At 72.5% G+C, this 3,331-nt stretch carries 4 protein-coding genes; 3 read left to right on the forward strand and 1 reads right to left on the reverse strand.

The genetic code is table 11. From position 1 onward, the window contains the following. Window positions 1–105 precede the first annotated feature (105 nt). The gene (locus ACFTZL_RS43095) at window positions 106–1,029 is read right to left on the reverse strand and encodes an NAD-dependent epimerase/dehydratase family protein (protein WP_382595559.1); all 924 of its coding nucleotides are present in this window, start codon (window positions 1,027–1,029) and stop codon (window positions 106–108) included. A gap of 136 nt (window positions 1,030–1,165) precedes the next feature. Here ACFTZL_RS43095 and ACFTZL_RS43100 point away from each other — a divergent pair, with 136 nt between their 5' ends. The 3 genes from ACFTZL_RS43100 to ACFTZL_RS43110 all read left to right on the forward strand — a co-directional run bounded on the left by ACFTZL_RS43100 (window position 1,166) and on the right by ACFTZL_RS43110 (window position 3,196). Beyond that, window positions 1,166–1,651: a nucleoside deaminase gene (locus ACFTZL_RS43100; protein WP_382595550.1), complete on the forward strand. Its 486-nt coding sequence runs from the start codon at window positions 1,166–1,168 to the stop codon at window positions 1,649–1,651. Between the two features lie 144 nt (window positions 1,652–1,795). Next, the gene (locus tag ACFTZL_RS43105; RefSeq protein WP_382595553.1) at window positions 1,796–2,455 is read left to right on the forward strand and encodes a hypothetical protein; all 660 of its coding nucleotides are present in this window, start codon (window positions 1,796–1,798) and stop codon (window positions 2,453–2,455) included. Window positions 2,456–2,461: 6 nt separating this feature from the next. Further along, window positions 2,462–3,196, forward strand: a complete 735-nt coding sequence (locus ACFTZL_RS43110; RefSeq protein ID WP_382595556.1) for a class I SAM-dependent methyltransferase — start codon at window positions 2,462–2,464, stop codon at window positions 3,194–3,196. The last annotated feature ends 135 nt before the right edge of the window (window positions 3,197–3,331 follow it).

The following is a 3,331-nucleotide window of genomic DNA, read 5'->3' on the forward strand; positions in this document are numbered from 1 at the left end:
CGTGACGACAGTACGTGCGCGACACCAGGAGACACCTGGCACCCGGTGTGCCGCGGCCCGTCGGCCCGGCACACCGGAGCCGCACCGGCCGGCGCTCCCGCGGCATCAGCGGTTCGCCGGCCGCATCGCGGCGAGCCCCTCGCCGCTGGACGGGTAGCGCGGGGTCCAGCCCAGTTCGCTTTCCGCCTTGGCGCAGGACACCCGCAGCCGCGACGCCATCACGGTGTGCGCGTACGACATGGGTTTCATCAGCCACAGCGGCACGGTCATCGGCTTCGGCAGTCCGAATGTTTCGGCCACGCTCTCGATGTGGGCGCGGAAGCCGAGCGGGGTGCGGTCCGCGATGTTGTACGCCCGCCCCGGCCGGCCGCGTTCCACGGCGGCGGCCACCGCGCGGGCGGCATCGGTGAGCTCCACCCACGGCAGCACCCGGTCACGGTCGCCGGGCATCGGCAACTGTCGCCTGCGCAGCAGCGGCAGCAGGGTGTCGGTGCCGCCGGGGCCGTAGAACAGGCCGAAGCGGAGCGCGATGCCCTCCAGTGCCTCCGATTCGAAGGTGAGCCGCTCCTTGATCCGCATGGCGGCGATGTGCTGCTCCAACTGCGGTGTCCTGCCGAGCGGGCCGAAGGGGTCGTCCTCGGTGAGCGGGCGGTCGCCGTGATCCCCGTAGCCGTAACCGAAGACGATCGACTCCGCGACGAAACGGCGGGCTCCGGTGACGCGGGCGGCCTCGACCAGGTGGGCCGTGCCCTGCGTGCGCAGCGCGTCGGTGGCGTCCATGTCGCGGTCCCGCATGGGGGGCTTGCGCAGCGCGGTCGCGGCGTGGATCACGGTGTCGAAGTGGTGTCCGTCGACGGCGCGCAGCAGCGCGTCGCGGTCCATGAGGTCGGCGCGGATGCCGTTGTCCCGGCTCCGGCCCAGTCCGGTGACCTTGTGGCCCGCCTCGGTGAGTGCGTGGGTGATGTGCCGGCCGAGGACACCGCTCGCGCCGGCAAGGAGGATGCTCTGGTTCTTCTGGTTCGTCGTCATGACCATGCGACGGATCGGAGGGGCGTGGATGTGACATCCGACGGGCGGCCGGGCAGCGCGATGTCCGGTGGGGCCGTGCGCCGCGCCCGCCGTACAGTCCTGTTGATCACTTCGTCACGAGGAAGGGCCCGGCACCATGGTCGTGAAGGACACGGAACTGCCTCACCTGCGCCGCTGCGTGGAGCTCGCGGCCGAGGCACTGGACGACGGGGACGAACCGTTCGGTTCGGTTCTGGTGGGGAAGGACGGCACGGTCCTCGCCGAGGACCGCAACCGCGTGGCTTCGGGCGACCGCACCCGGCACCCCGAGTTCGAGCTGGCCCGCTGGTCGGCCGCCCATCTCACGCCCGAGGAGCGGGCGGCGGCCACGGTCTACACCTCCGGCGAGCACTGCCCGATGTGCGCGGCGGCGCACGCCTGGGTCGGCCTGGGCCGCATCGCCTACGTCGCCTCGTCCGAGCAACTCGTATCCTGGCTGGGCGAGTTGGGAGTCCCCGCGCCACCGGTGCGGACACTCCCCGTCCACGAGGTCGCACCCGGTGTGATCGTGGACGGGCCGGTGCCCGAACTGACGGAACGGATCCGGGATTTGCACGTGCGGTTCCATCGCGGGCGCGGCTGAGCCGCCCCAGGACTCCCCCGGCCCGCCCGGCGCCCCCGCTGAGGGGCGCCGCCCGCCCGAGATGCAGGGCCGCATGGGCGAATCTACGATCGAATTCAACCGGACCAGGCGTCACGCCCCGGTCTCCCCAACGGGGGGAGGCGCATGTCTTCGCTGCCCGCACGGCGGTTGACGACCGCCTGCGTCGCCCTGGTCACGGTGGCCACCCTCGTGTACATGACCGTCCCGGCGGCACGTCCCGCTCTGTGGGCCGCCATCGGCCTCTCGGGCCTCTCCACCGCCGTGCTGGTCGGCACGCGCGTCCACCGCCCCCGCCCATCGGTGGCCCTGGTGGGTCCTGGCCGGCGGACTGCTCACCTTCATCGCGGGCGACTCCACGACGGCCGCGTGGTGGCCCGCGCCCAGGGGGCCACCCTGCGCCGTTTCCTCGCCGAGCGGCTCGCCGACCTGCGTGCCCTGCTCGCGTTCCTCGCGCTGCCGTCGGAGCTGAAGAACCGGCTGAAGACCGCGGCGGCTGGCCGGGGGCTCGATCACCTGGACGGCCCGGGCGTGAGCACCCTGAACACGGACCGGCTGCCCATCGTGGAGGTCCCCCTGGTGAACCCCGCGGACCTGGACGCGGTCGCCGCGTTCCTCCGGGAGGAGGGCGTCTACGTGACGCTCGCCGCCCACCCCCTCGTCCCCCGTGACCGGGTGGGCTTCCGCGTCCAGCTCACGGCACTGCACTCCGACGCCGACATCGATCACCTCGACGGGACCCTGACCCGGCTGTCCGAGCGATTCCCGCTGCGGCTGAAGGGCTGAACGGCCATGACGACGCACAACGACGACGTGGACTGGGACCGCTGGCCGGTCGCGGACTACCTCGCGGAGAACTACCGCGAGGTGCATTCCTCGGACGCGGCGATCATCGCGCACCACAGCGCCTTCTACCGGCGTTTTTCGCCCGGCGGCATCGACCGCTCGGTGGAGTTCGGCGCGGGCCCCAACCTCTACCCGCTGATCCTCGCGTCCGCCGCGTGCCGCAGGATCGACGCCGTGGAGGCGGGGGCGAGCAGCGTCGCCTATCTCCAGGAACAGATCTGTCACCGCCTCGACGCGAGCTGGCTTCCCTTCCACGCGCTGTGCCGGGAGCTCAACCCCGACGTGCCGGCGACCCTGGCCGGGGCGCTGGCGCCGGTGAACGTCGTCCACGCCGACGTCCGGACCCTGCCGCCCGGCTTCTACGAACTGGCCTCCATGCACTTCGTCGCCGAGGGCGCCACGGAGGACTTCGCCGAGTTCGCCGAGTTCTGCCGCACCTTCGTCCGCACGGTCGCGCCGGGCGGCCACCTGGTCGCCGCGTTCATGGAGAACCTGCCGACCCACCGCATCGGCCCGGCGTCCCGCTGGCCGGGCTGCCCGGTGAACCCGACGACGGTCACAGAGGTCTTCACCCCTCTGACCCGCGACCTGGATGTCACCCACATCGACGCCGACCGCGCCCTGCCGGACTACGGCGACTCCGGGATGGTGCTGCTCACGGGGGTAGCGGAGCCGGTCTGACGACACCGGTCCGCCGCGAGCGGCCGGGGTTCCCATCGGCGACGCCGACGTAGACGAGGCAGCCCAGGACGTCGCCGCTCCCCGGTCGGGAGCGCCGACGTATGCGCCATTCCGGCAGGGCGCAGGGTGCAGAGG

Origin of the sequence: Streptomyces sp. NPDC056948 (assembly GCF_042674225.1) — a bacterium.
GTDB lineage: Bacteria > Actinomycetota > Actinomycetes > Streptomycetales > Streptomycetaceae > Streptomyces > Streptomyces purpurascens.

Excerpts from the sequence above, each read along its gene's own strand:
- ACFTZL_RS43095 (WP_382595559.1), bottom strand. The coding sequence starts at position 1,029 with ATGACGACGAACCAGAAGAACCAGAGCATCCTCCTTGCCGGCGCGAGC.
- ACFTZL_RS43100 (WP_382595550.1), top strand. The coding sequence starts at position 1,166 with ATGGTCGTGAAGGACACGGAACTGCCTCACCTGCGCCGCTGCGTGGAG.
- ACFTZL_RS43105 (WP_382595553.1), top strand. The coding sequence starts at position 1,796 with ATGTCTTCGCTGCCCGCACGGCGGTTGACGACCGCCTGCGTCGCCCTG.
- ACFTZL_RS43110 (WP_382595556.1), top strand. The coding sequence starts at position 2,462 with ATGACGACGCACAACGACGACGTGGACTGGGACCGCTGGCCGGTCGCG.